The following is a 23047-nucleotide window of genomic DNA, read 5'->3' as shown; positions in this document are numbered from 1 at the left end:
ATGTCTCGGTCGCGCCTGTGCCCACCGGGAGGAACCAACTGAATGAGAGTCTGGGCAGTTGCCAATCAAAAAGGTGGGGTCGGCAAGACCACCACCTCCATCGCCCTCGCTGGCTTGCTGGCCGAGGCGGGCAAGCGTGTGGTCGTGGTCGACCTCGACCCCCACGGCTCGATGACCAGCTATTTCGGCTACGACCCGGATGCGCTGGAACACAGCTGCTACGACCTGTTCCTGCACAAGGGCAGCGTGCCGGCCGACCTGCCGGGGCAACTGTTGTTGCCCACCAGCAACGAGAGTATTTCCCTGCTGCCGTCCAGCACTGCGCTGGCCACCCTTGAGCGTCAGTCGCCGGGGCAAAGCGGCCTGGGCCTGGTGATCGCCAAGACCCTGGCGCAGCTGTGGCAAGACTTCGACTACGCCATCATCGACAGCCCGCCGTTGCTCGGCGTGCTGATGGTCAACGCCTTGGCGGCCAGCCAGCAGTTGGTGATCCCGGTGCAGACCGAGCACCTGGCGGTCAAAGGCCTGGAGCGCATGGTCAGCACCCTGGCGATGATCAACCGCTCGCGCAAACAGGCGCTGCCGTTCAGCATTGTGCCGACCCTGTTCGACCGCCGCACCCAAGCGTCCCTCGGCACCTTGCGCGTATTGCGCGATGCCTACCCGGAGACCATCTGGAACGGCTACATCCCGGTGGACACGCGCCTGCGTGACGCCAGCCGCGCCGGGCTCACGCCGTCGCAGTTCGACGGTAAGAGCCGTGGCGTCATGGCCTACCGCGCGCTGCTCAAGCACCTGCTGTCCCAGCAGCTTGTGGCGCAGGTGGCTTGATGAACCGTCCCGTCGAATTCAAGACCCGGCCGCAACTGGCATTGGAATCCTACCTGGATGCCTTGCTCCAGGACGCGACCGCCGAAGAGTTGCCCGAGCCGCTGCTGGTGCTGGAGCCGGCCGTGGAGCCGCCAGCCACACTGGATGAGTTCCAGTTGGCGGTGCTCGAAGAACAAGCCCGCGATGCGCAGGTGGTGGTGCCGATCACGCCCGTCGTGGTGGCTCCCGTGGCCCCCGTGGTGGTCGCGCCGGTGGTGGAAGTCCATCTGCCGCCGAGCATCACACCGCCGCCGGTCACCACCGATGGTCGCCCGAGCTGGGCCGCCGAGCCGTTCGAATGCCTGCTGTTCGACGTCGCCGGCTTGACCCTGGCGGTGCCGCTGGTGTGCCTGGGCTCGATCTATTCCCTGGAAGGCCAGGAGCTGACGCCGCTGTTCGGGCAACCGGAGTGGTTCCTCGGCATTCTGCCCAGTCAGGCCGGCAACCTCAAAGTCCTCGACACCGCGCGCTGGGTGATGCCCGACCGCTACCGCGACGACTTCCGCCAAGGCTTGCAATACGTGATCTCGGTGCAGGGCTACGAGTGGGGGCTGGCGGTGCATCAAGTCAGCCGCTCGTTGCGCCTGGACCCGAACGAAATCAAATGGCGCAGCCACCGGGGCCAGCGGCCTTGGCTGGCGGGCACCGTGATCGAACACATGTGCGCATTGCTCGACGTATCCGAACTGGCCGAGTTGATCGCCAGCGGTGCCGTCAAGTCGATGCCGGGCAATACACGCAGTTGATTGAACAATAAGGGCCGTGCGGTTGCGCGGCCAATGAAGTACACACGCCGTACATAACGGCATTTGAAGGGGTCAGGGGTATGAACAACAAGTCAGCGTCCGCACAAGGTTTGGATGATCCGATCCTGCAATGGGTAACCTTCAAGCTGGACAACGAGTCCTACGGCATCAACGTGATGCGCGTGCAGGAAGTGCTGCGCTACACCGAGATCGCGCCGGTGCCGGGTGCGCCAAGTTACGTGCTGGGCATCATCAACCTGCGCGGCAACGTGGTCACCGTGATCGACACCCGCCAGCGTTTTGGCCTGGTGCCGACCGAAGTCAACGACAACACCCGTATCGTCATCATCGAAGCCGACAAGCAAGTGGTCGGCATCATGGTCGATAGCGTGGCCGAAGTGGTCTACCTGCGCCAATCGGAAGTGGAAACCGCGCCGAACGTGGGCAACGAAGAATCCGCCAAGTTTATCCAGGGCGTGTGCAACAAGAACGGCGAACTGCTGATTCTGGTTGAGCTGGACAAGATGATGAGCGAAGAAGAATGGTCGGATCTGGAGAACATCTGATTGTTTCTTGAAGCGGCGGTGATCGTCCTGGCCCTGTTGTGGGCCGGAACGTTGGCCTTCCTGCTGCGCTATCTGCGCCAGCAACGGGAAGTGGCCCTGCAACAGGCCGAGCGCGACGCCGTGCGTGATCGGCGTGTGCTGGAGTTGGTCAAGCGGGTTGATCATTACCAGCAGACGGCGGTGCGGGTAGGGGATGAGGTGCATGAACTGCGCGCGATCCTCGCGCCGTTGCCGGACAAGTTGGCGCAGATTGAGCAGCGTGATCCGTCGAGCCTGTCGTTTGCCCAGGCGGCGAAGTTGGTGGGGATGGGGGCGACGGTGGATGAGTTGACCCAGTCCTGCGGGCTGACCCAGGCTGAGGCGCAACTGATGAGCAAGCTGCACAAAAGCTGACCCCTGGTTGTATGTGCCCTGATTTGATCGTTCCCACGCTCCGCGTGGGAATGCATCCCGTGACGCTCTGCGTCACACCAGCGGACGCAGAGCGTCCATAGCGGCATTCCCACGCAGAGCGTGGGAACGATCAGCTGTACAAAAGTTGAATTATTGTCGAATTCGCTTAAATCAGCTCCAGGCCTTGAAATAGAGCCTTCCACCCAAAAAACCAAGCCTTTCCCAACCCCCCGTTTTTGCGAAATGTGTCACAGGGCCATACATTCCCATGGCACTTTTATGTCTTTGTGGTGACCAAGCCTGCGCATGTAGGAAGTTTCACTCACAAGGATGCGAAATGTCTTTCGACGCTTTACCTAGAACAAAACCGTCTGTTTTGCTGCAGTCTTGCGTCGCCACCTGTTCCCTTGTCGGTTTCCTGACCAGCGCAGCGGCATTGGCGGCTGAACCGCAAGCGCCTGCCCAACAATTACTCCTGCAGCAACAACGTGAACGCGCCCAGCGCGAGCAGTTGGAGCAATCCCCTGACGTGCGTCTGGAAGCGCCGCTGGACAGCGCCGGCAACTTGCGTTTGCCACGCAATGAAACGCCGTGCTTCAAGATCGACCGCGTCGTGCTCAGTGGCGACCAGGCCGCAGACTTCCAGTGGGCCCTGCGTGCCGCCAACCCGGCAGACGATCCGGTGCAAGGGCGTTGTGTCGGTTCTGCCGGTATCAACCTGACGATGAAGCGCATTCAAAACGCGATCATCGCCAAGGGTTTCATCACCACCCGTGTCCTCGCCGAGGCCCAGGATTTGAACCAGGGCACGCTGTCGCTGGTGCTGGTGCCGGGTCGGATCAAGCACATCCGCTTTGCCGAAGGCACCTCCGCCCGCGCCAATTATTGGAACGCCATGCCCGCATCGCCTGGCGATGTGCTGAACCTGCGCGATATCGAGCAGGCGCTGGAGAACTTCAAGCGCGTGCCCACGGCCGAAGCCGACGTGCAGATCACCCCGGCCGAAGGCGCGGATGCGCAGCCCGGTGAAAGCGATGTGGTGATTGCCTGGAAGCAGGCGATCCCGGTGCGCGTCAGCCTGTCGGTGGACGATTCCGGCAGCAAGCAGACCGGCAAGTACCAAGGCAACGTCGCGCTGTCGCTGGACAACCTGGCCAGCCTCAACGACCTGTTCTACATCAGCTTCAACCATGACTTGGGCGGCGGTCAGAGTGGCGATCGCGGCTCCAAGGGCCACACCGTGCATTACTCGGTGCCCTACGACTATTGGCAGTTGAGCCTGACGTCCAGCGAGTACGACTACCACCAGACGATTGCCGGGGTGAACCAGGCGTATTCCTACAGTGGCCGCAGCCGGACCAATGAGGTGCAGCTGTCGCGGGTGATCTACCGCGATGCGGTGCGCAAGACCACCGTGTCGGTCGGCGGTTGGAGCCGCACCTCCAGCAACTACATCGAAGACACCGAAATCGAACTGCAACGCCGGCGCATGGCCGGTTGGCAGGCCGGGATCAACCACCGTGAATTCATTGGCGCCAGTACCCTCGACCTCGGTGTCGGCTATCGCCGTGGCACCGGCGCCCGCGATGCATTGCGCGCGCCTGAAGAGGAAAACGGCGAAGGCACCTCGCGCTCGCAGATCATTACCGCCAACGCCCAATTGCAGCTGCCATTCACCCTGGCCGACCAGCGCCTGCGCTACATCGCCGGCTGGCGCGGGCAGTGGAACCGCACGCCGCTGATTCCCCAGGACCGCTTTTCGATTGGCGGGCGCTACACCGTGCGCGGCTTTGACGGCGAGCAGATTCTTTCGGCCGAACGCGGCTGGACCTTCAGCAACGACCTCGGCCTGAGCCTGGCCAACACCGGCCAGGAACTTTACCTGGGCGTGGACTATGGCGAAGTCGGCGGGCATTCCACCCAGTACCTCTCGGGCCGGCGCCTGGCCGGTGCGGTGGTGGGCCTGCGCGGCGGCTACAAGCAGTTTTCCTATGACATCTACACCGGCAAGCCCCTGGAAAAACCCAAGGGTTTCCAGACCGCCGACGTGACCAGTGGCTTCAGCGCCAACTGGTCATTTTGAAGGAGGCCAGCATGCACCACGACACCCTGGAAGTGCTCGCCCCCGAGCGGGCCGACAGCCCCATCGACGAAGCCCAGGTGCTGGGTTCGGCGGTGTGGCTGTGGATGCACTCGGCGGCCCATCGCGATGCGCCGTTGCACAGCCTGTCGACGCTGTTGCTGCCGGCGATCAAGCGGCGCCAGTTCATCTTGATCAGCGAAGGCGGGCGGCCGGTGTTTTTCCTGTCGTGGCTCAACCTCAGTGCCGACGCCGAGGCGCGCTACCTGCGCACGCCGGCGGTGTGCCTGCCAGCAGAGGATTGGGACAGCGGCGAGCGGATGTGGATCAACGACTGGGTCGCACCGTTTGGCCACACCCAGCGTATCAGCAGCTTGCTGCGCCGCCGCTTGTGGCCCACCAAGGTGTTCCGCGCGCTGCACCACAAAGGCGAAGAGCGCGGCTTGCGCGTCTTGAATTTCCAGGGCATCGCCGTCCTGGACCTGGAGGCGCAAGCCTGGTTTGCCACTCACCCGTTACCCAGCGACGCGCTCTGATCAGCCACCGCGCAAAGGATCTGCATGAATAAGCATCTGTTTCGAGTTGTATTCAACAAGGCCCGCGGCCTGCTGATGGTGGTGGCCGAGAACGTCAAGAGCGCCTGCAAGGCCCCCGGCACCACGCGCGGCGTGTCCCCGGTCAGCCCGGTCACCGCAACCCTCACGCCGCTGCGCTTTGCGCTGATGGTGGGCATGGGCTGGGTCACCCTGGTGGCGCCGGTGCAGGCGCAGATCGTGGCCGATGGCTCGGCACCGGCGGGCCAGCGTCCGACCATTGGTGCCGCAGGCAATGGCGCGCCGGTGGTGGACATTACCCGCCCGAGCGACGCAGGTGTGTCGCGCAACACCTATTCGCAGTTTGACGTGGACAAGCGCGGGGTGATCCTCAACAACGCCGCGACCAACAGCCAGACCCAACTGGCCGGCTGGATCGAAGGCAACCGCGCGCTGGCCAACGGCAGCGCGCGGGTGATTCTCAACGAAGTCAATTCGAGCAACCCGAGCCAGTTGCGCGGGTTTGTCGAAGTGGCCGGTTCCAAGGCCCAGGTGGTGATTGCCAACCCGTCGGGCATCGCCTGCGAAGGTTGTGGCTTTATCAACGCCGACCGCGCCACGCTGACCACCGGGCGCGCACAGTTCGAGAACGGCCTGATCAGCGGCTACCAGGTCTCGGGCGGCAAGATCAGCATCGGTGGCGAAGGCATGGACACCAGCCGCGCCGACTACACCGAGATCATTGCGCGCACGGTCGAAGTGAACGCGGGCATCTGGTCCAAGGACCTGACCATCAAGGCCGGCACCACCGGTGCCGCGCCCGCAGACACACCTGCCGTTGCCATCGACGTGGCGCAACTGGGCGGCATGTATGCCGGCAAGATCACCCTGGTGGGCAACGGCGCCGGCGTCGGCGTGCGCAACGCCGGGCAGATCGGCTCCAGCGCCGGTGAAGTGGTGATTGGCAGTGACGGGCGTATTGAAAACCGTGGCCAGATCAGCAGCGCCACCCAGCTGACGGCCACGGCTGACAAGGGCATCGACAACAGCGGCACGCTGTACGCCCAAGGCAATCTGGACCTGAATACGGCCGCCGATATCGACAACAAGGGCATTGCGTCCGCCCAGGGCGATGCCCGCCTGACCGCCAAGGGTGCGATTCGCAGCCATGCCGGTTCCGCACTCGCGGCGGGCGTCGACAGCACCGGCAAGCTGGGCGACAGCGGCTCGTTGACCCTGACTTCGGCCGGCACGATCACGGCCAAGGGGCAGAACCTTGCGGCGCAAAAGCTCACCGCCAGCGCCGCGCAGGTTGACCTCAGTGACAGCCAGACCTCGGCCCAGACCGTCGACCTGACCAGCACCGCTGGCAACCTGGACCTGCGCCGCAGCCGCGTCACCGCCAGCCAGGCCCTGACCGCCAACGCCAATCAAGCCCTGCTCAGCGATGCCGCCCAGGTCGGCGCGGCGCAGATCGGCGTCACGGCGCTGGACCTGTCCAACGTCGGCGGCAAATGGGTGCAGACCGGCAACGCCGGCATGCGCGTGACCGTCACGCGCAACCTCGACAACAGCAGCGGCATCCTCGCCAGCGGCGGCGGCCTCGACGTCAGTGCCGACAGCCTGAACAACGGCAGCGGCCTGGTGCAGTCCGGTGCGCTTGGCGACTTGTCCGTCACCGCACGCCAGCACCTGGCCAACGGCAACGGCAAGCTGGTGAGCGCCGCGCAGTTGACCCTCAACGGCGGCACCCTGGACAACAGCAACGGGCAGATCACCGCCGGCGGCGCGCTGGGAGTCACCGCCGCGCAATTGAACAACGCCAAGGGCACCGTCGCGGCCACGCAGACGCTGACGGTCAAGGCCGGCAGCGTGCTGAACCAGGGCGGCACCCTGGGTTCGGTGGCGGGCGACCTGCTGCTCAACAGCGACGCAACGGCGCTCGACAACACCGGCGGCCGTCTGGAAGCCGCCAAGGCCTTGACCCTCAACGCCCAAGGCCTGAACAACAGCAGCGGCGTGATCACCGGCGCGCAGTTGTTGCTCAACACCCAGGGCCAGCAACTGAACAACGCCCAGGGCACCCTGAATGCCAGCGATACCCTGACCGTCGACAGCGGCGTGCTGAACAACGACGGCGGCATCGTGCAGGCCAAGTCTAGCCTGAAGATCGACACCCACGGCCAGCAACTGAGCAACCGCAATTCCGGCAGCACCGGTGGCATCCTCGGCCAGCGCGACGTGACCGTGCGTGCGGGCCAGTTGCTCAACGACCAGGGTTTTATCGGCAGCGCCGCCACCCTCGACGTCAACGCCCAGCACCTGAGCAACCAGGCCGGTCTGTTGCGTGCCGACGGGCACCTGCTGTTGACCGCCGCCAGTGTGGACAACAACAGCACCCAAGGCGCCAACCAGGGCATCAAGGGCCAGTCTGTCGCGCTGGACGTGGACAGCGTCAGCAACCGCAGCGGTTCGATCGTCTCCGACACGACGCTGAGCGTCACCGGCAGCGGCACCCTGGACAACGAACAGGGGATCATCTCGGCCGGCAGCACGCTGACCGTGGCCGATCGTGACCTCGCGCAAAAGCGCCAGGCCATCAATAACGGCGCCGGTACGCTGATTGCCGGGCAATCGCTGCTGCTCGACAGCGCCAGCTATGGCGGCAACGGCAAGGTCCTCAGCCTGGGTGACCTGACGTTCCGCCTGACCCAGGACTTCGTCAACAGCGGCCTGTTCCAGGCCAACGGCAACGTGTCGCTGGCCACCAGCGGGCGCCTGACCAACCAGGGCGCGCTGCAGGCCGGCAACTTGCTGCGCCTGGACGCCAACGTTGTCGACAACACCGCCAGCGGCGTGATCAGTGCACCCAAAGTGCAGGTCAACGCGGCGACGCAACTGGACAACCGTGGCCTGATCGACGGCGAAGCCACGCGCCTGACCACCGCCACCCTGAACAACCTTGGCACCGGGCGCATCTATGGCGATCAACTGGCGATTGCCGCGGGTACCGTCAACAACACGCTGGAAGGCGCATCCGCCGCGACGATTGCCGCACGCAACCGCCTGGATATCGGCGCGCAGGTCATCAACAACCGCGAGCACGGTTTGATCTTCAGCACCGGCAACCTGCTGATCGGCGGCGCCCTGGATGCCAATGACCAGGCCACGGGCCAGGCGCAGGTGCTGAACAACGCCAGTGCCACCGTCGAAGCGCTGGGCAGCCTGACCGTCAACGCCAAGCAGATCAACAACACCAACGAACACTTCGCCACCCAGCAAGTGCAGGTGTCCACCCAGGCGTTGCAGGAGTACCTGCTGTCGGGTTCGACCAACCGCTACCTGCCGGGGCAGATCTCGCTGTACAACGATGAGGTCCTGCACCTGGTTACCCCGGAAGGCTACGGCACGCGCTGGCTCCGCTACGACTACAACCGCACCGTCACCGAGACGCAGATCGTCGCCTCGGACCCGGCGCAGATCCTCGCCGGTGGCAACATCAACCTGATTGCCGACCAGGTGTTCAACGACAAGAGCCGGATCATCGCCGGCCAGGCGCTGAATGCCAGCGTCGGTTCGGTCATCAACACCGAATTGAGCGGCCAGAAAGTCACTTCCGACAGCGGCACGTTGGCCAGCTACTACCGTATCCAGCGCAAAGGCCGTGACCGCCAGGGCCTTAACGTCACGGCGTATACCCCGGCGCCGTTGATCGAGCAGATCTCGCTGAAACCGACGGTGTTTACCGAGTACGCGGCCATCAACGGCACCGGCACCCAGGTCGGCGCACTGGTGCTGGCCAAGGTCACCGACAGCGCGGCCGGCACGGGTGATCTGGCCGGTGCCGGGCGCACCTATGCGGTGAGCCCGATCAGCGAAGTGCAAGCGCTGACCCAGCAGAACGCCGGCGGCGCGGTGGAGCAGATCCGCACCGGTGGCTTCAACCCGGACCTGCCCAACAGCAGCCTGTACCAGATCAACCCCAACAGCACTGCCGGTTACCTGGTGGAGACCGATCCGCGCTTCGCCAACTACGGCAAGTGGCTGTCCTCGGACTACATGCTCGAACGCCTGAACCTTGACCCAGCCGGTACCCAACAGCGCCTCGGCGACGGTTTCTACGAGCAGAAGCTGATCCGCGAACAAGTCGCCCAACTCACCGGGCGCCGTTTTGTCGATGGCTATGCCAGTGACGAAGCGCAGTATCGCGGCATGATCGACAGCGCCGTGACCCTGGCCGATCAGTGGAAGCTGATCCCGGGCGTGGCGCTGACCGCCGCGCAAATGGCGCAGTTGACCAGCGATATCGTGTGGCTGGTGTCCAAGGACGTGACCCTGGCCAGCGGCGAAGTGCGCAAGGTGCTGGTGCCGCAGGTGTATGTGCGGGTGCGCGAAGGTGACATCGACGGCTCCGGCGCACTGATGGCCGGCCGCACCTTGAACCTCGACGTGCGCGGTGACCTGGTCAACAGCGGCAGCCTTTCCGGGCACGATGGCGTCAACGTCAGCGTGCAGAACCTCAACAACCTTGGCGGGCGCATCCAGGGCAACGACGTGTCGTTGAATGCCAGCCAGGACCTGAACAACATCGGCGGCCTGATCAGCGCCAACAGTCGCCTGGCCTTGAGTGCCGGCAACGACATCAATGTGCGTTCGATCACCACCGACAGCGAGAGCGCGCAGGGCACCCGCACGGCCTTGTCGCGGGTGGCGGGGCTGTATGTGTCGGCACCGGCGGCCAACCTGATTGCCACCGCCGGCAACAACATCAACCTGCAAGCGGCCCAGGTCAGCAACACCGGCGTCGGCGGCAAGACCGCGCTGGTGGCGGGCAACGACATCACCTTGAGCACGGTGAACGAGTCCTTCACCCAGTCCAACCAATGGGATGGCGACAACTGGCGCAAGGAAGCCGGGCGCAGCGAAGTCGGCAGCTCGGTACAAGCCACTGGCGATATCCGCCTGGGCGCCGGGCGTGACGTGCAGGCACGCGGCGCGCTGGTCAACAGTGACACTGGTGCCGTGGCCGTCAGCGCCAACCGCGATATCAACGTTGAGGCCAGCGAGCGCTTCAGCACGGCGGACGAGGCGCACAAGGTCAAGGGCAGCAACGGCATGTTCTCCAGCAAGACCACCACCACCCGCGACACGGTGGCCCAGACCACTGCGCAAGGCTCGACCTTCAGCGGCGAGCAGGCGGTGATGCAAGCCGGCAACAACATCACCATTACCGGCAGCAACGTGGTCTCGACCTCGGGCACTGCGCTGGTGGCGGGCAATGACATCAAGGTCTTGGCGGCCACCGAGACCCTCGACGAAAAACACACCAAGGACGTGAAGACCAGCGGCATGTTCAGCGGCGGCGCGATTGCCGTCACCATCGGCTCGCAGCAACAGACCAACAAGAACAGCAGCCAGCAGACCACGGCCGCCGCCAGCAGTGTGGGTTCCACCGATGGCAACGTGCTGATCAGCTCCGGTGGCGAATACCGCCAGGTGGGTAGCAATGTCAGCGCGCCGAAGGGGGATGTGTCGATTGATGCGTCCGAGGTGAATATCCTCGAAGCGCGCAACCTCGCCGCGCAGCAGCAGGAGCAACGCTTCAAGCAGACCGGCGTGAGCCTGACCCTGACCAACCCGATCGTCAACGCCGTGCAGACCGGTCAGCGCATGAACAAGGCCGCCGAACGCACCGACGACAAACGCATGAAAACCCTGGCCGCGCTGAACACTGCGTGGGCCGCCAGCGAAGCCCATACCCAAGTGATGGCTGACCCGGCAGCGGCGGGTGGGATCAACTTGAGCATCGCCCTGGGCATGAACAAGAGCGAGAACAAAAGCGAGCAAACGTCCAACACCGCCGCCGGTTCGACGGTGGCGGCGGGGCATGATGTGTCGATTGTGGCCACGGGCGGCAAGCGCAATAACGACCTGACGGTGCAGGGCAGCCAGATCACTGCGGGCAACGATGCGTTGCTCAAGGCCGATGGCAATATCCTGCTGGCGGGTGCGCAGAACACCATCGAGCAGCACAGCACCAATAAAAGCGTGAACGGCAGCCTGGGGATTGGTATCTCCTTTGGCAGCGAGAAAAACGGCTTGAGCTTCAACGCGTCGGCGTCCCAAAGCCGCGGCAATGCTGATGGCAACGACCTGGTCTGGAGCAATACCCATGTGACCGCGGGCAATCAGGCCACCCTGGTGTCCGGCAAGGACACCACCCTGCGTGGCGCGGTGGTCTCGGCCGACAAGGTCAAGGCCGACGTCGGCGGCGACTTGAACATCGAGAGCCTGCAAGACACCAGCAAATTTGCCTCCGAGCAGAAGAGCATGAGCGCCGGCATCAGCATCTGCATCCCGCCGGTCTGCGCGGGTGCCGCGACGGCCAGCTTCAGCTCCAGCAACACCAAGCAAAAGTCCAACTTTGCCAGCGTCATCGAGCAATCGGGCATTCGCGCCGGCGACGGCGGTTTCGACCTCAACGTGCGCGGCAACACCGACCTCAAGGGCGGCGTGATTTCCAGCACCGACAAGGCTATCGCCGACGGCAAGAACAGCCTGACCACCGGCACGCTGACCGTGGCCGACATCCACAACACCTCCGAAGCCAGCGTCAAGACTTCCGGGGTGGAGCTCAGTTCGGACATGCTCGACGGCAAGCTCGGCACGGCCAAGGCGCTGCTCGCCAACAGCCTCGCCAACGGTTCGGATTCCGACTCCGCCGCCAGCGACACCCGCAGCGCCATCAGCGCCGGCACCCTGGTCATCACCAATGCCGAGCGCCAGCGCGTGGTCGCCGGGATGACCGTTGACCAGACGATTGCCAACCTCAACCGCAATACCGAGGCTGCCCATGTTGCCGTGGAGCGCCTGGATGTGGCGGAGATGGGGCGCAAGGTCGAGGCTGAGCAAGAGATCAAGCGTGAGTTCTACAACCAGGTGTCGATGCTGGCGGATGAGGCGTATCGCAAGATCTTCCTTGAGAAGGCGCGGGTGTATGAGGTGTTGAAGGACAAAGATGGCAAGGCGCTGCTGGGCGACGACAAGAAGGTTCAGTACCGCGAGTTGAGCGACGAAGAAAAGCAGCACCTCAAGCCTGGCCCGGACGGCAAGGTACATATCGCCAACAACGGCATTTTCAACGACGCCGACGGTGCTGCCAAATATGCCGAGCAACACAGTTCGGCCGACACTGGGCCGCAGTACCTGATCCATTTCGAGAAGGCCAACAACTTCACGTCGGAGTTGATGATCGCGGCGTATCAGAAGAACCTGGAAAACGATTTCTGGGGCCTGTCCAACGCGACGGTACAGACCAAGGAATACATGGTCCAGTTCGGTCAGAGCGGGTTGCATATCGATGGGCATAGCCGTGGCACCATGACCACGGGTAATGCTATGGACTCGTTGACACGTGACCCGGCAAACGTTGGGCTGTTGGGTGATACGTCGATGAACTTCTTTGGGGCAGCGTATGGGGTGAAAAAGGCCGATACGCTATTGGGGGTATTGCAGGACCGTACAAACATCACCTCTGCAGAGCAGCGCGACAAGTTGATATTGCAGTATCAGAACCATGACTTCGACCCCGTTGCCCGCACACCGGGCGTTGGGTTCAACCCGGGGACTGGCGGCAACATTCCCGATGGCAGTAATCGCTTGTGGGAGTGGTTGAAGGTCTTTGGTGCTGAGAACACGGTGCATAACTGCTACGGCAATGGCGGAACCGCGTGCCAAAAATACTGGGACCAGTCGCCGACGGGCAAGCCAGAGTTCGTCAAGGTCCCGCAATCATGAGGAAGCCGCAAATGTTCAAGTACGCTGTGATGTTGAGCTTCGGCCTTTTGGCACTTGGCGCTTGTACACCCTTCCAGCCGCCTCCAGGGGACTACACCCAATGGAAAAAGAAGGGCGTTTCCCAGCAGGGTGTCGACGACGCAATGCGCGCTTGCGGGTATACCAACCTGGATGGCGTGGGTGATAAATCGCCAATCGATGTGGTGCTCACGCGCTTCTACTGCATGAAGGATGCGGGTTTTTATCGCAAGGACGATCTGGACCCGTGCAAGCTCGGCCGCATCGGCGAATCACCGGTGTGCGAAGGCCGCCGCTAATCCATCACCCAAAGGACACACGCAATGAACACTTTACGCAATGGACTGTACGGCGCCGCACTGGCGCTGGCGGCAACCACCCTGGGCGGTTGCGCCTCGTCGGCGGCCATCACCGGCGAGCCCGGGGTGAACATGGGTGACAGTTATCAGAAGGTCCTTGCCGTGGTCAGCCGCAACAACACCGTGACCAAGCAGGTCGATGGCCAGGGCTTCCGGGCCGAGGGCTATTCGCCGATGTTCAAGGACTGCCGCGTCAAGTACTTCCTGTTCCAGGACGCCGATGGCTTGCAGCGCGTGAGCTATGAGCCGGCGCCGAACCTTTCGGTCAACCAGAACTGCCGCCAGCCCTGACGCCCGTCCGTTAAGGATGAACACTGAACCTGTGGCGAGGGAGCTTGCTCCCGCTGGGCCGCGAAGCGGACCCGCTCTTTGTTTAAAAAGGGAGTGCTTCGCACTCCAGCGGGAGCAAGCTCCCTCGCCACAGGTTCAGCGTTTTCATGGAGTACTTATGCAGATGAGACTGTTGCCTGTTATCCCCGCCGTGCTGCTGTTGGCGCTCGTCGGTTGCGGCCAGGTGGCGAACATCCGTTCGCTGTCCACCGGCTACGTGCCGCCGCAAAGCGGCGAGACCGCCCGCGTGCGTCTCGTCACCGACGGCCTGGTGCGTGCCGTGCCGGGGCGTGATTGCCTGGACTGGAGCGTGCCCGGCGCGGGGGTGATGGCGTCGGTCAAAGCCGGCTTCCCGGACCACAACGGCGCCAGCCTCGGTATGCCCGGCCCGATCTACTCTTGGGCGGGCGCGGTCACATCGGAGCTGGTGGTACCAGCGAACAAGCCGATCGCGTTCCATTACCTGGGGCGGCTGCAATACTCCCGCCAGTGCGCCAAGACCATGACGTTCGTGCCCAAGCCCGGGCGCGATTACATGGTGCAGGCGTCGATGTCGGCGGATTGTTCGTTCCTGCTCGACGAGTTGCCGGTGGACGGCAAGCAATGGCAGCGGATCGAACCGACGCCGGTGAGCAAGGTCCCGATGTGCAACGCGATGGATAATTTCTGACCGGCGCAATTAATTTGCGTCACCATGGCTTTTTTTCCGCCGGCAAAGGTCCACATCCTTCATGCACCTTTGCAACCAGGAGTAAGCCCGCTATGAGCAGCCCCAAGGCACTGTTGATCCTCCACGGCAAGCAAGCCCTCAACGAGGACGTGCGCGCCGCCGTGCAGGCCCGGCGTGAGCAGGGCTGGGAGCTGGCGGTACGGGTCACATGGGAGGGCGGCGACGCCAAGCGCCTGGTCCGTGAAGCCCTCGACGCCGGCTACACGCACCTGATCGCCGGCGGTGGCGACGGCACTTTGCGTGACGTCGCCGAAGCGATGGCCCATGCCAAGACCGACGCCAGCCTGGTGCTGATGCCCCTGGGCACCGCCAATGACTTCGCCCGCGCCGCTGGCGTGCCGCTGGAACCGGCGTTGGCGCTGGCGTTGCTGGAGGTGCCGCCAACGGCTATCGACCTGGGCCAGGCCGGTGGGCAGATCTTCCTCAACATGGCCACCGGCGGCTTCGGCAGCCAGGTCACGGCCAACACCTCTGAAGACTTGAAGAAAGTCCTCGGTGGCGCGGCCTACCTGTTTACCGGCCTGACCCGCTTCAGTGAATTAAAGGCCGCCTATGGTGAGCTGGAAGGGCCGGACTTCCACTGGAAGGGCGACCTGCTTGCGCTGGGCATCGGCAACGGGCGCCAGGCGGGCGGCGGGCATGTGCTGTGCCCGGGCGCGGTGGTGGATGATGGTTTGCTCGACATCAGCATCCTGCCGGCACCCCAGGAAGTGGTCGGCACCTTGCTGACGCTGATGAGCGACGGCGGGCTGGACAACATCTTTGTGCGCGCGCGCTTGCCGTGGGTCGAGATCAAGGTCGCCGACGGGTTGTATATCAATCTGGATGGCGAGCCGCTAAAGGGTGATGACTTGCGTTTTGTCGCCTTGCCCAAGGCCTTGCGTGTGCACCTGCCGGTGGGTTCGCCGCTAGTCGTCGAGGCTGATGATCTGCTCGCGCACCGCGAATAACACCAGGCCCGCCACGTCGAAAATCTGTAGGCGCTTCATGATCTGCGAGCGGTGCGCTTCCACGGTCTTGATGCTCAAGCCGAGGCCGTGGGCGATTTCCCGGGTGGACTTGCCGCGCACGATCAAGCGCAGGATCTCCAGTTGGCGCGCCGTGAGGTTGTGGCTGTGGACCACGGGGGAGGCTGGGGCCTGATTACGCACCAGCGCCTGGTTGATCACCGTGTGGGCAATCGCCGGGCTCAGGTAGCGTTCGTTGTTGCGCAACGCCAACAGGGCGTGTTCCAGCTCGCTGGCGCTGGTGTCCTTGAGCAGGTAGCCGTGGGCGCCGGACTCCAGGGCGCGCATGATCAGTTCCGGGTCGGTGTGCATCGACAGGATCAACACCTTGCTCTTGGGGTGGGCGCTCTTGAGTTGCTGCAAGGCGTCGAGGCCACCGGTGTGTTTCATCGACAGGTCCAGCAGCACGATATCCGGTTGCAGGGCATTGAATTGCGCGAGCAACTGCGCGCCGTCGCTGGCTTCGCCGACCACCGCGTAGCCGGGAATATCGAGGATCAGCGCGCGCACGCCAGCCCGGATCAGCGCGTGATCATCCACCAGCAATAAATTACAGGTCACTCGAGCACCTTAGGCGCACTGGCCCGTTCGAGGGCGCGCGGCGCCCAGGGGAAAATCGCGTCGATCCGCGTGCCTTTGCCCGGATGGCTGACAACGGACAGGGAGCCGCCCAGTTGATCGATGCGCTCGGCCATGCCGGCCATGCCCCGTTGGCCTTCGCGGCCCGGGTCGAGGGCGGGTGAAAAGCCTTGGCCGTCGTCGTAGATCGTCAGCGACAGCCCTTCGGGCAGGCGTTGCAGGCGCACCACCAGGTTGCGTGCCTGGGCGTGGCGTTGCATGTTGGTCACCGCTTCCTGGGTGATGCGGAACGCCGCCACGGCCATTTCCTCGGGGATGCCGGTCAGCCGTTGCTGGCATTCCAGGCTCCAGTGCGTGGGGCTGTTTTCCAGGGTCTTGAGCAAGTGCGCGCGCAGGCTCGCTTCCAGGCCCAGGCTGCTCAGTTGGCGCGGGTTGAGGATGGCAGAGACATCGCGCACCTTGGCCAGGGTTTCACTCAGGGTGTTGCCGAGCACCGAGCATTGGCCTTGCAGCTCCTGGGGCAGGCGGCGCTGCAGCCATTCGCTTTGCAACTTGGCGGCAGTGAGCAATTGGCCGATATCGTCGTGCAGTTCCCGGCTCAGGCGGTGGCGTTCGTTTTCCTGGACTTGCAGCAGGCGGTCAGCCAGTTCCTGGGGTTGGAACTTGATGGATTTGCGTGAAACCCATTGTTGCAGCGCAACCACGCCCAGCGTGCCCAGGTTGAGGATCAACAGCAGCAGAGGCACCGGCGCGGCAAGGACGTAGGCCCACAGGCTGACCAGCAGCGAACACAGGCACAGCGCGAGAATGATTCGGCGTGCATGGCTGCGGGAGATGGATTTGACGAGGAGTGACCTGAGGCTGGCGTACATAGCGGATGCTTTTCACGTTGTATGCATCATGAAGTTGAGTCACTTCGAGGGCGGCATGGTAACACTTTGATTACCGCTGGTCGCCAGACGTCAATCGCGCAGTTTCCCTGTTCGGGGAAGTTATAACGGCGTGTACTTTATCTGCATATAACTGACGCGCGCGCGTAAGTTGCCCCTGTCGTTTATGGACAAGTAGCGGATTAAAAGCGACCACCACGCCAAGCGGCACTCATGACGCTCGATGCAGGCGCTGCTCGGGTTTAAAGCTGAAGTTTTTTTGCGGGATCTGCAAGGTCACCGTGGCAATCAAGGTGGTTTGCTCACTTTCATCCAGGCCCAGTTCGCCGGTGCGCGTGTCGATCAGTTCCAACTGCCAGGCCAGCAATGTGAGGCACGCGTGCAGGGCATCCAGGGCCTGGTCATGCAAATGCAGCGGGTTGGCCGCATTGGCGATCAGGTACTGGATATGCCGGGAAAATTCGCTGATGGCCTGCAGGGCCAGGTTGTCGGCCTTTTCGGCGAGCCGGGTGAGGCTGGCCGTCATGCACTCAATGGCATCGCTGTCATTGCGAATCAGGTGCAGGTGGCTCAGGCATTCTTCTGACTTCGCCAATAAGGTTTCAGCTTCCAGCAGGAACTCGGGAAGTGCGGTTTGCCATTCGTTTGCGCTATTCATCATGCAAGTCTCCACAACGTCAGGTCGGGTGATGAGATGCCGCGTCGGGTGAATGGCGTAAAACTACCGCTGAAATATGACGGAGATCTGTAGTTCGCGTCTGAACTTTTAGTAGGAAGTTTATTGTAATGATCGCGATAGCCGTGCATGACCCGCATCGAGTGGGCGCACATATGAAGCGCTGGAAGACCCGTAGGTCGTGGGCTGGGCATCGCAAACAAAAGCCTGACTCCATTCATGCAATGAGAATGGCGTCACATTAATGGCTATTAGATATTGCGAATATCAGGTTGGGCCCGATTGTTACTAGGGGAATCCCTTAGGCAGCGGAACCTTGCGTCGCTTTGAATGTCGCGCAACGTCGCTGTAGTGCCATATGAAGAGGCATGGGCAGTAAAGCATGATGTCAGTGTGACATCAATGGATTTACGTGGCATTTTACCGGGGTCAAGATCTGGCGCTTGCCGCCGATAACAGACCTTAATGAGCTGCACAATCCTTTCGCGCATCAGGAGCTTTTAATGGCCGGCATTCTCGACACGGTAGATCAACGTACGCAACTGGTCGGTGAGAATCGCCTGGAGATCCTCATGTTCCGCCTGGCCGGGCGGCAGCTGTTCGCGATCAACGTGTTCAAGGTGCAGGAAGTCCTGCAACTGCCCAAGCTGACCCTGATGCCCCAGCGCCATCCATTTGTCTGCGGTGTGGTCAACCTGCGCGGCCAGACGCTGCCGGTGATCGACCTGTCCCAGGCCATCGGCATGCGCCCGCTGGTGCCGGGGCCGAACAGCACCATTATCGTCACCGAGTACAACCGTTCGGTACAGGCGTTTCTGGTGGGCGGCGTGGACCGCATCGTCAACATGAACTGGGAAGCGATCCTGCCACCGCCGACCAGCGCCGGGCGCCAGCATTACCTCACGGCCATCAGCAAGGTCGATGACCAGCTGGTGGAAATCATCGACGTGGAAAAAGTCCTCGCCGAAATCGTGCCGTACAACGCCAAGGTCTCCCGCGAAAAACTCGAAGACCCGGTGCTGGAACGCGCCCGTGGCCGCGAAGTGCTGCTGGTGGACGACTCCAACGTGGCCCTCTCGCAACTGCGCGGCACCCTCGGCCAGTTGGGGCTGAAGATGCACATCGCCAGCGACGGCCTCAAGGCGCTGAACATGCTCAAGGCCTGGGCCGACAGTGGCGTGGTGATGACCGACAAGCTGCTGATGGTCTTCACCGATGCCGAAATGCCCGAGATGGACGGCTACCGCCTGACCACCGAGATCCGCAACGACCCGCGCCTGCGTGGCTTGTATGTGGTGCTGCACACCTCGCTGTCGGGCAGCTTCAACGACTCGATGGTGAAGAAGGTCGGCTGCGACAACTTCCTCTCCAAGTTCCAGCCCGACAAGCTGGTGGACGTGGTGCGCGAACGCCTGATGCTGGACGAAGTGCCCGCTTGACCTGATTTGTGGCGAGGGAGCTTGCTCCCGTTGGACTGCGCAGCAGTCCCAGCCTTTTTGAGCCAAGAGCCGGGGCCGCTTCGCGGCCCAGCGGGAGCAAGCTCCCTCGCCACAGGTACAGCGTTCTTACAAGGTGCCAAAGGGCTTTGATTCGGATAGGGTAGCGTCTTTACCCCCAAGGATTGCAGGCCCATGCTCCGTCTCAGCGCGTTGTACCGTTACCCCTTGAAGTCCGGCAAGGCCGAGGTCTTGCAGCAGATCGGCCTGGATAAGCTGGGGTTGGACGGCGATCGACGCTGGATGCTGGTGGACGAGGCCAGCGGGCGTTTCCTCACCCAGCGCGCCGTGGCGAAGATGAGCCAGCTGTCGGCACTGTGGAACAGCGCCGGCGGCCTGACCCTCAGTTCGGCCGGCTACCCCACCCTGGACGTGGCGCTGCCCGGCAGCGACGCCGAGTTGCGCGGCGTGACTATCTGGCGCGACACCTTGCGCGTCCCGGATGCGGGCGACGCCGCTGCCGCCTGGGTCAGCGACTTTATTGGCAAGTCCACACGCCTGGTGCAAATCCCCCTGGAGCGTGCGCGTACCACCGAAGCGGGCTACGGCAAGGACGATGACCAGGTCGCGTTCGCCGACGGTTACCCGTTGTTGGTGATCGGCCAGGCCTCCCTGGACGACCTGTCGCAACGCGTCGGCCGGCCCATGGAAATGCTGCGCTTTCGCCCCAACCTGGTGATCGAAGGCAGTGAGGCGTTTGCCGAAGATGGCTGGAAACGCCTGCGCATCGGCGATGTGGAATTTCGCGCGGTCAAGCCGTGCTCGCGTTGCATCCTCACCACCATCGACCCGCAGACCGGCGAGCGCAGCGCCGACCGCGAACCCTTCGTGACCCTGGAGGCGTATCGCAAGACCGAGAACGGCGCGATGTTTGGCCAGAACCTGGTCAACGATGGCGTCGGCCAGTTGGCGGTGGGCATGCCGGTAACGATCCTGGAATGAAAAAAGCCCGTCTCCTGCGAGACGGGCTGGCTGACATTAAGTACTAAGCGTGATTTATAACTCTGCTATTTAACGGTAGAAACCAAATCAAATGTTACGATGTTGATTTTGCCGTTATTTTTATATATGGATACGTTGTGAAAATCATAGATGGTCTCGCTGGTTTTTAACTTGACGCTATCACCAATGACTTTACGAACCGCATTAGGGCTTTTAGTAACAAGAAATGGCTCTCGTTCCGTGGACTTTTCAAGCGCCTCCTGATCATTTGCCTGAATATCCATGAGGAAATATCTATAGATCAAGGGAACAGTAGCCCCTCCTGAGTCGTATAATATTTCATAAATAGCACCCCCTTCACCCACATTCGTGACTGAAACAACCTTTGTAGGGGGCGGCCTACTTGGCTCAGAAAAATAGATGTATACTCCTTGGCCAATGCAAATAATCAGAAGTATCCATATACTAAGCTTAGTACCCTTTTGACTTTGCATAATCAATGCCTGCTTTGATCCATACTTGATCTACCGGATCATCCCCGTAGGGCTCTTCCGACCACCATTTCCCAAAGTCTGCCGATGAACTACCAGCCACACGCTGTGCTGCACCGGCAGCCCTCAAAAGTACAATGTCTGGAATGCCTGCTGCTGTCCCGGTAGCGCCATAGTTAAAGTTTCCGAAGTTTTCGTGTAGACGCGCAATCTGCTTGTAATCCCAAGGGCCGCTATTTCGAACTTTGAGATAAAACCAAGTGTAAACAAGCGGAGACCCTGGGTTTTGTTTATATTGGTTTAACGCTTCTTGTAGGTTTTGGTCAAGTGATACTCCTGGCGGGGTAGCAGGATATTGACCGAGACGAGCCTGCTCTTCAGCATCCCTCAGAAGCTTTGCCTGTGCTTCGGATTTGGCCGCAATCTCGGCAGCTTCCGCGGCTTGAGCAGTTGCAAGCATCCCGTTTGCTGCGACGAGGTGAGTGTACAAAATATCATTTTCTTCTACCAACAACTTAGCCTCATAGGCGGCCCGAAGAGAATCCTTCCAGACGAAGACTGATTGATAAAACTCAGGACCATAGTCACCATAAGAATATCGCCAGCCGAGAATTGGGTCGGCGCCGTCAAAAGCCTTGGCAGCATTGACTTTTTCTACATAGGTGTTTGAGTTTTCCACCATAATCTTGGTGATGTTGTAGATTCTCAGCTGTGCCTTGTCAACAGGCTTTCCAGTACTGCTGGAAACTTTGGATTCAATGTCAGCTATTTTTTTACTCGCGCGCTCTGGTATTTTCTTTTGTTCATCTGCGTAGTATTTCCGAGAGGCCATGCTGGAGTCAAACAATAGTTCCTCAGCTTGGTCTGTCAAGGATTGATACATAAACTCAACCCCAGCCGTAGGCCGCGTGGAACTTGGTTCCGATGGTAAGCCTGCGTAATTGCCACTACCACCACCACCGCTGCTTGGAGGAGTAAAAGGCCTGCCACTAGTAACGAAGATATTTTTTTCTGTCATTATCGATTCCTTTCAATAAGTATTAAAATTTGATCATTTTGTGTTTGAACACCTTCCTGCTTGAATGTTCTTGATGGTCTTTAGTTAAACCAAACGGCAGTTCATTCACTTAAAAGTCCAGCAAAGCGCGATCCTTTTAAGTGGGCAATAACTAACCGTTCAAGTCACCAGGACCCACCAGACGAAGGACACCAGACAGGAAGTAAAACTACTGTATAAATAAACACTACTCAAAGCAATAGAAATCTATGCATTTATGCATATGACTGACAGGCGGTCATCATTCTCACAGTGGAGCCGTTGGGAGTGAAGCTGCAAAAAGCGAAAATGCAGGGGGGCGCTGCCGGAAAAATCGGCGGTTGCGGATTACACCCCCTGTTAGGGTTGCTCCAGAAAACGCCAGGTTTTCCAGCTCAGTACTTCACCTTGTAGGTAGGAGAATCCTACGGCCGCTAGCCACGTCGGCCATACAAGAGGGGGGGCTGATATTGGCGTGGCCCAGCCGCAACGTCAGGACTAGTAAGCGCGTTACCAATAACGCTTCATATGTTAGATGCCCCCGTCGTTAATCGCTGACTGGGGGCCTTTTTTTACCGCGTGAAACTCAGCCGCGGTATTCGCACAGGTAAGCAGTGTCTACGGCGACTTTCAGTTGAAACTTGCTGTTGGCCGGTACGTTGAACTGGCTGCCGGCAGCGAAGGTTTCCCACTCGGCGGCTTCTGGCAGCTTGACGGTCAGCGCGCCCGACACCACGTGCATGATTTCACGCTGGGCGGTGCCGAATTCGTATTCACCCGGGGCCATCACGCCGATGGTCGCCGGACCTTCTGCGGTGCCGAAAGCGATCGACTTGACGGTGCCGTCGAAGTACTCGTTGACTTTAAACATGGGTGAATCCTCGGAAAAGGGTCTGGAAAGGTCGGCCAGTATGCCCAAGGGCAGGGGAGCTGCCTAGACCGGCAAAATCAGCGGCAACAGGCGTGCGGTGTTGCGCGCATCTTCCAGTGCTCGATGTTGCTGGCCGTTGAACTGCATCCCCGCCAATTGCAGCGCGCCATTGAGCCCCAGCGGCTTGTCCAGGCGGCGCGCCTTGGCGAAACGTTGCTTGAGGTTCACATGGGCCGTTTGTGCCAGTGCGCTGGCCAGGCCATGGCGCTGCCACTCCAGTTCCAGCTGTTTGCGGTCGTAGTCACCCCAACTGGCCCAGCCTTCCAGGCGCGCGTGGTGCTGGCCCAGCCAGCGTTCGAACAGCGGCCACACCTCGGTGATCGGCGCGGCAGCGTCGATATTCGCCTGGGTGATGTGGGTCAACTGGCGGCAAAAGGGCGTCAGCAAGGGCCGGCGCAACGGCCGGACAAAGCGCTGGAAGTGATCCAGCTCGCGGCCCTGGCGGTTCACCAGGCTCGCGCCGATCTCGATGACTTCCATCTCCGTCACGGGCCAGCCGCCGTCATCCGTCGTGGCTTCAAGGTCAATAATCAGCCAATGAGGCATCGTGCAGGTTCCCGTCTCTTCCCTTCTTGAT

Annotated in this window: 20 protein-coding genes; 13 read left to right on the top strand and 7 right to left on the bottom strand. The window is 61.6% G+C overall.

The window, feature by feature from the left end:
- Positions 1-42: 42 nt before the first annotated feature.
- From ACZRMO_RS12945 to yegS, 11 genes are all read left to right on the top strand, one after another.
- Positions 43-831: a ParA family protein gene (locus ACZRMO_RS12945; protein WP_124526494.1), complete on the top strand. Its 789-nt coding sequence runs from the start codon at positions 43-45 to the stop codon at positions 829-831.
- Entirely contained in the window at positions 831-1616 is a 786-nt protein-coding gene (locus ACZRMO_RS12940; protein ID WP_463973110.1) for a CheW domain-containing protein, read from the top strand. The genes ACZRMO_RS12945 and ACZRMO_RS12940 overlap by 1 nt, the downstream gene beginning before the upstream one ends.
- An 80-nt stretch (positions 1617-1696) precedes the next feature.
- Positions 1697-2182 carry a chemotaxis protein CheW gene (locus ACZRMO_RS12935; protein ID WP_017735234.1) on the top strand — a complete coding sequence of 162 codons (486 nt, stop codon included), beginning with the start codon at positions 1697-1699 and terminating at the stop codon, positions 2180-2182.
- Positions 2183-2575, top strand: a complete 393-nt coding sequence (locus tag ACZRMO_RS12930) for a DUF2802 domain-containing protein (protein WP_017735235.1) — start codon at positions 2183-2185, stop codon at positions 2573-2575.
- 376 nt (positions 2576-2951) lie between these two features.
- Positions 2952-4658, top strand: coding sequence for a ShlB/FhaC/HecB family hemolysin secretion/activation protein (locus tag ACZRMO_RS12925; RefSeq protein WP_463973109.1), 1707 nt, complete (start codon positions 2952-2954; stop codon positions 4656-4658).
- 11 nt (positions 4659-4669) lie between these two features.
- Entirely contained in the window at positions 4670-5191 is a 522-nt protein-coding gene (locus ACZRMO_RS12920; RefSeq protein WP_463973108.1) for a toxin-activating lysine-acyltransferase, read from the top strand.
- A gap of 24 nt (positions 5192-5215) precedes the next feature.
- The gene (locus tag ACZRMO_RS12915) at positions 5216-12985 is read left to right on the top strand and encodes a hemagglutinin repeat-containing protein (protein WP_463973107.1); all 7770 of its coding nucleotides are present in this window, start codon (positions 5216-5218) and stop codon (positions 12983-12985) included.
- 11 nt (positions 12986-12996) lie between these two features.
- Complete coding sequence (locus ACZRMO_RS12910; RefSeq protein WP_463973106.1) at positions 12997-13302, top strand: hypothetical protein; 306 nt, start codon at positions 12997-12999, stop codon at positions 13300-13302.
- Positions 13303-13326: 24 nt separating this feature from the next.
- Positions 13327-13653, top strand: coding sequence for a hypothetical protein (locus ACZRMO_RS12905; protein ID WP_463973105.1), 327 nt, complete (start codon positions 13327-13329; stop codon positions 13651-13653).
- 163 nt (positions 13654-13816) lie between these two features.
- Positions 13817-14362: a hypothetical protein gene (locus ACZRMO_RS12900; RefSeq protein WP_463973319.1), complete on the top strand. Its 546-nt coding sequence runs from the start codon at positions 13817-13819 to the stop codon at positions 14360-14362.
- Between the two features lie 92 nt (positions 14363-14454).
- Positions 14455-15372, top strand: a complete 918-nt coding sequence (gene yegS, locus ACZRMO_RS12895; RefSeq protein WP_463973104.1) for a lipid kinase YegS — start codon at positions 14455-14457, stop codon at positions 15370-15372.
- On the opposite strand, the gene ACZRMO_RS12890 is transcribed toward yegS, so the two are convergent.
- The 3 genes from ACZRMO_RS12890 to ACZRMO_RS12880 all read right to left on the bottom strand — a co-directional run bounded on the left by ACZRMO_RS12890 (position 15331) and on the right by ACZRMO_RS12880 (position 17559).
- The gene (locus tag ACZRMO_RS12890; protein ID WP_124526486.1) at positions 15331-15990 is read right to left on the bottom strand and encodes a response regulator transcription factor; all 660 of its coding nucleotides are present in this window, start codon (positions 15988-15990) and stop codon (positions 15331-15333) included. The two genes, yegS and ACZRMO_RS12890, sit on opposite strands and share 42 nt — an antisense overlap.
- A complete protein-coding gene (locus ACZRMO_RS12885) occupies positions 15987-16880 on the bottom strand; it encodes a sensor histidine kinase (protein ID WP_463973103.1) in 894 nt (297 codons plus the stop codon). Before ACZRMO_RS12885 ends, ACZRMO_RS12890 begins: the two co-directional genes overlap by 4 nt.
- A 229-nt stretch (positions 16881-17109) precedes the next feature.
- Positions 17110-17559 carry a hypothetical protein gene (locus ACZRMO_RS12880; protein WP_463973102.1) on the bottom strand — a complete coding sequence of 150 codons (450 nt, stop codon included), beginning with the start codon at positions 17557-17559 and terminating at the stop codon, positions 17110-17112.
- Positions 17560-18077: 518 nt separating this feature from the next.
- On the opposite strand from ACZRMO_RS12880, the gene ACZRMO_RS12875 reads away from it, so the two are divergent.
- Complete coding sequence (locus ACZRMO_RS12875) at positions 18078-19013, top strand: chemotaxis protein CheV (protein WP_017735246.1); 936 nt, start codon at positions 18078-18080, stop codon at positions 19011-19013.
- Positions 19014-19205: 192 nt separating this feature from the next.
- A complete protein-coding gene (locus ACZRMO_RS12870; RefSeq protein ID WP_463973101.1) occupies positions 19206-20012 on the top strand; it encodes an MOSC domain-containing protein in 807 nt (268 codons plus the stop codon).
- A 65-nt stretch (positions 20013-20077) separates the two neighbouring features.
- Here the strand turns inward: ACZRMO_RS12870 and ACZRMO_RS12865 are convergent, their stop codons facing one another.
- From ACZRMO_RS12865 to ACZRMO_RS12850, 4 genes are all read right to left on the bottom strand, one after another.
- The gene (locus ACZRMO_RS12865) at positions 20078-20506 is read right to left on the bottom strand and encodes a hypothetical protein (protein ID WP_463973100.1); all 429 of its coding nucleotides are present in this window, start codon (positions 20504-20506) and stop codon (positions 20078-20080) included.
- Positions 20484-21521 carry a polymorphic toxin type 44 domain-containing protein gene (locus tag ACZRMO_RS12860; RefSeq protein WP_463973099.1) on the bottom strand — a complete coding sequence of 346 codons (1038 nt, stop codon included), beginning with the start codon at positions 21519-21521 and terminating at the stop codon, positions 20484-20486. Before ACZRMO_RS12860 ends, ACZRMO_RS12865 begins: the two co-directional genes overlap by 23 nt.
- A 604-nt stretch (positions 21522-22125) precedes the next feature.
- Positions 22126-22410, bottom strand: coding sequence for a pyrimidine/purine nucleoside phosphorylase (ppnP, locus tag ACZRMO_RS12855; RefSeq protein ID WP_463973098.1), 285 nt, complete (start codon positions 22408-22410; stop codon positions 22126-22128).
- A gap of 63 nt (positions 22411-22473) precedes the next feature.
- Positions 22474-23016 (bottom strand): 3'-5' exonuclease, encoded by a 543-nt coding sequence (locus ACZRMO_RS12850; protein ID WP_463973097.1) that lies wholly within the window; start codon positions 23014-23016, stop codon positions 22474-22476.
- Positions 23017-23047 lie beyond the last annotated feature (31 nt).

The organism is Pseudomonas sp. B611 (assembly GCF_055407965.1).
The sequence above is the reverse complement of the archived record's forward strand: the minus strand, read 5'-3'. Positions and strand labels throughout refer to the sequence as shown.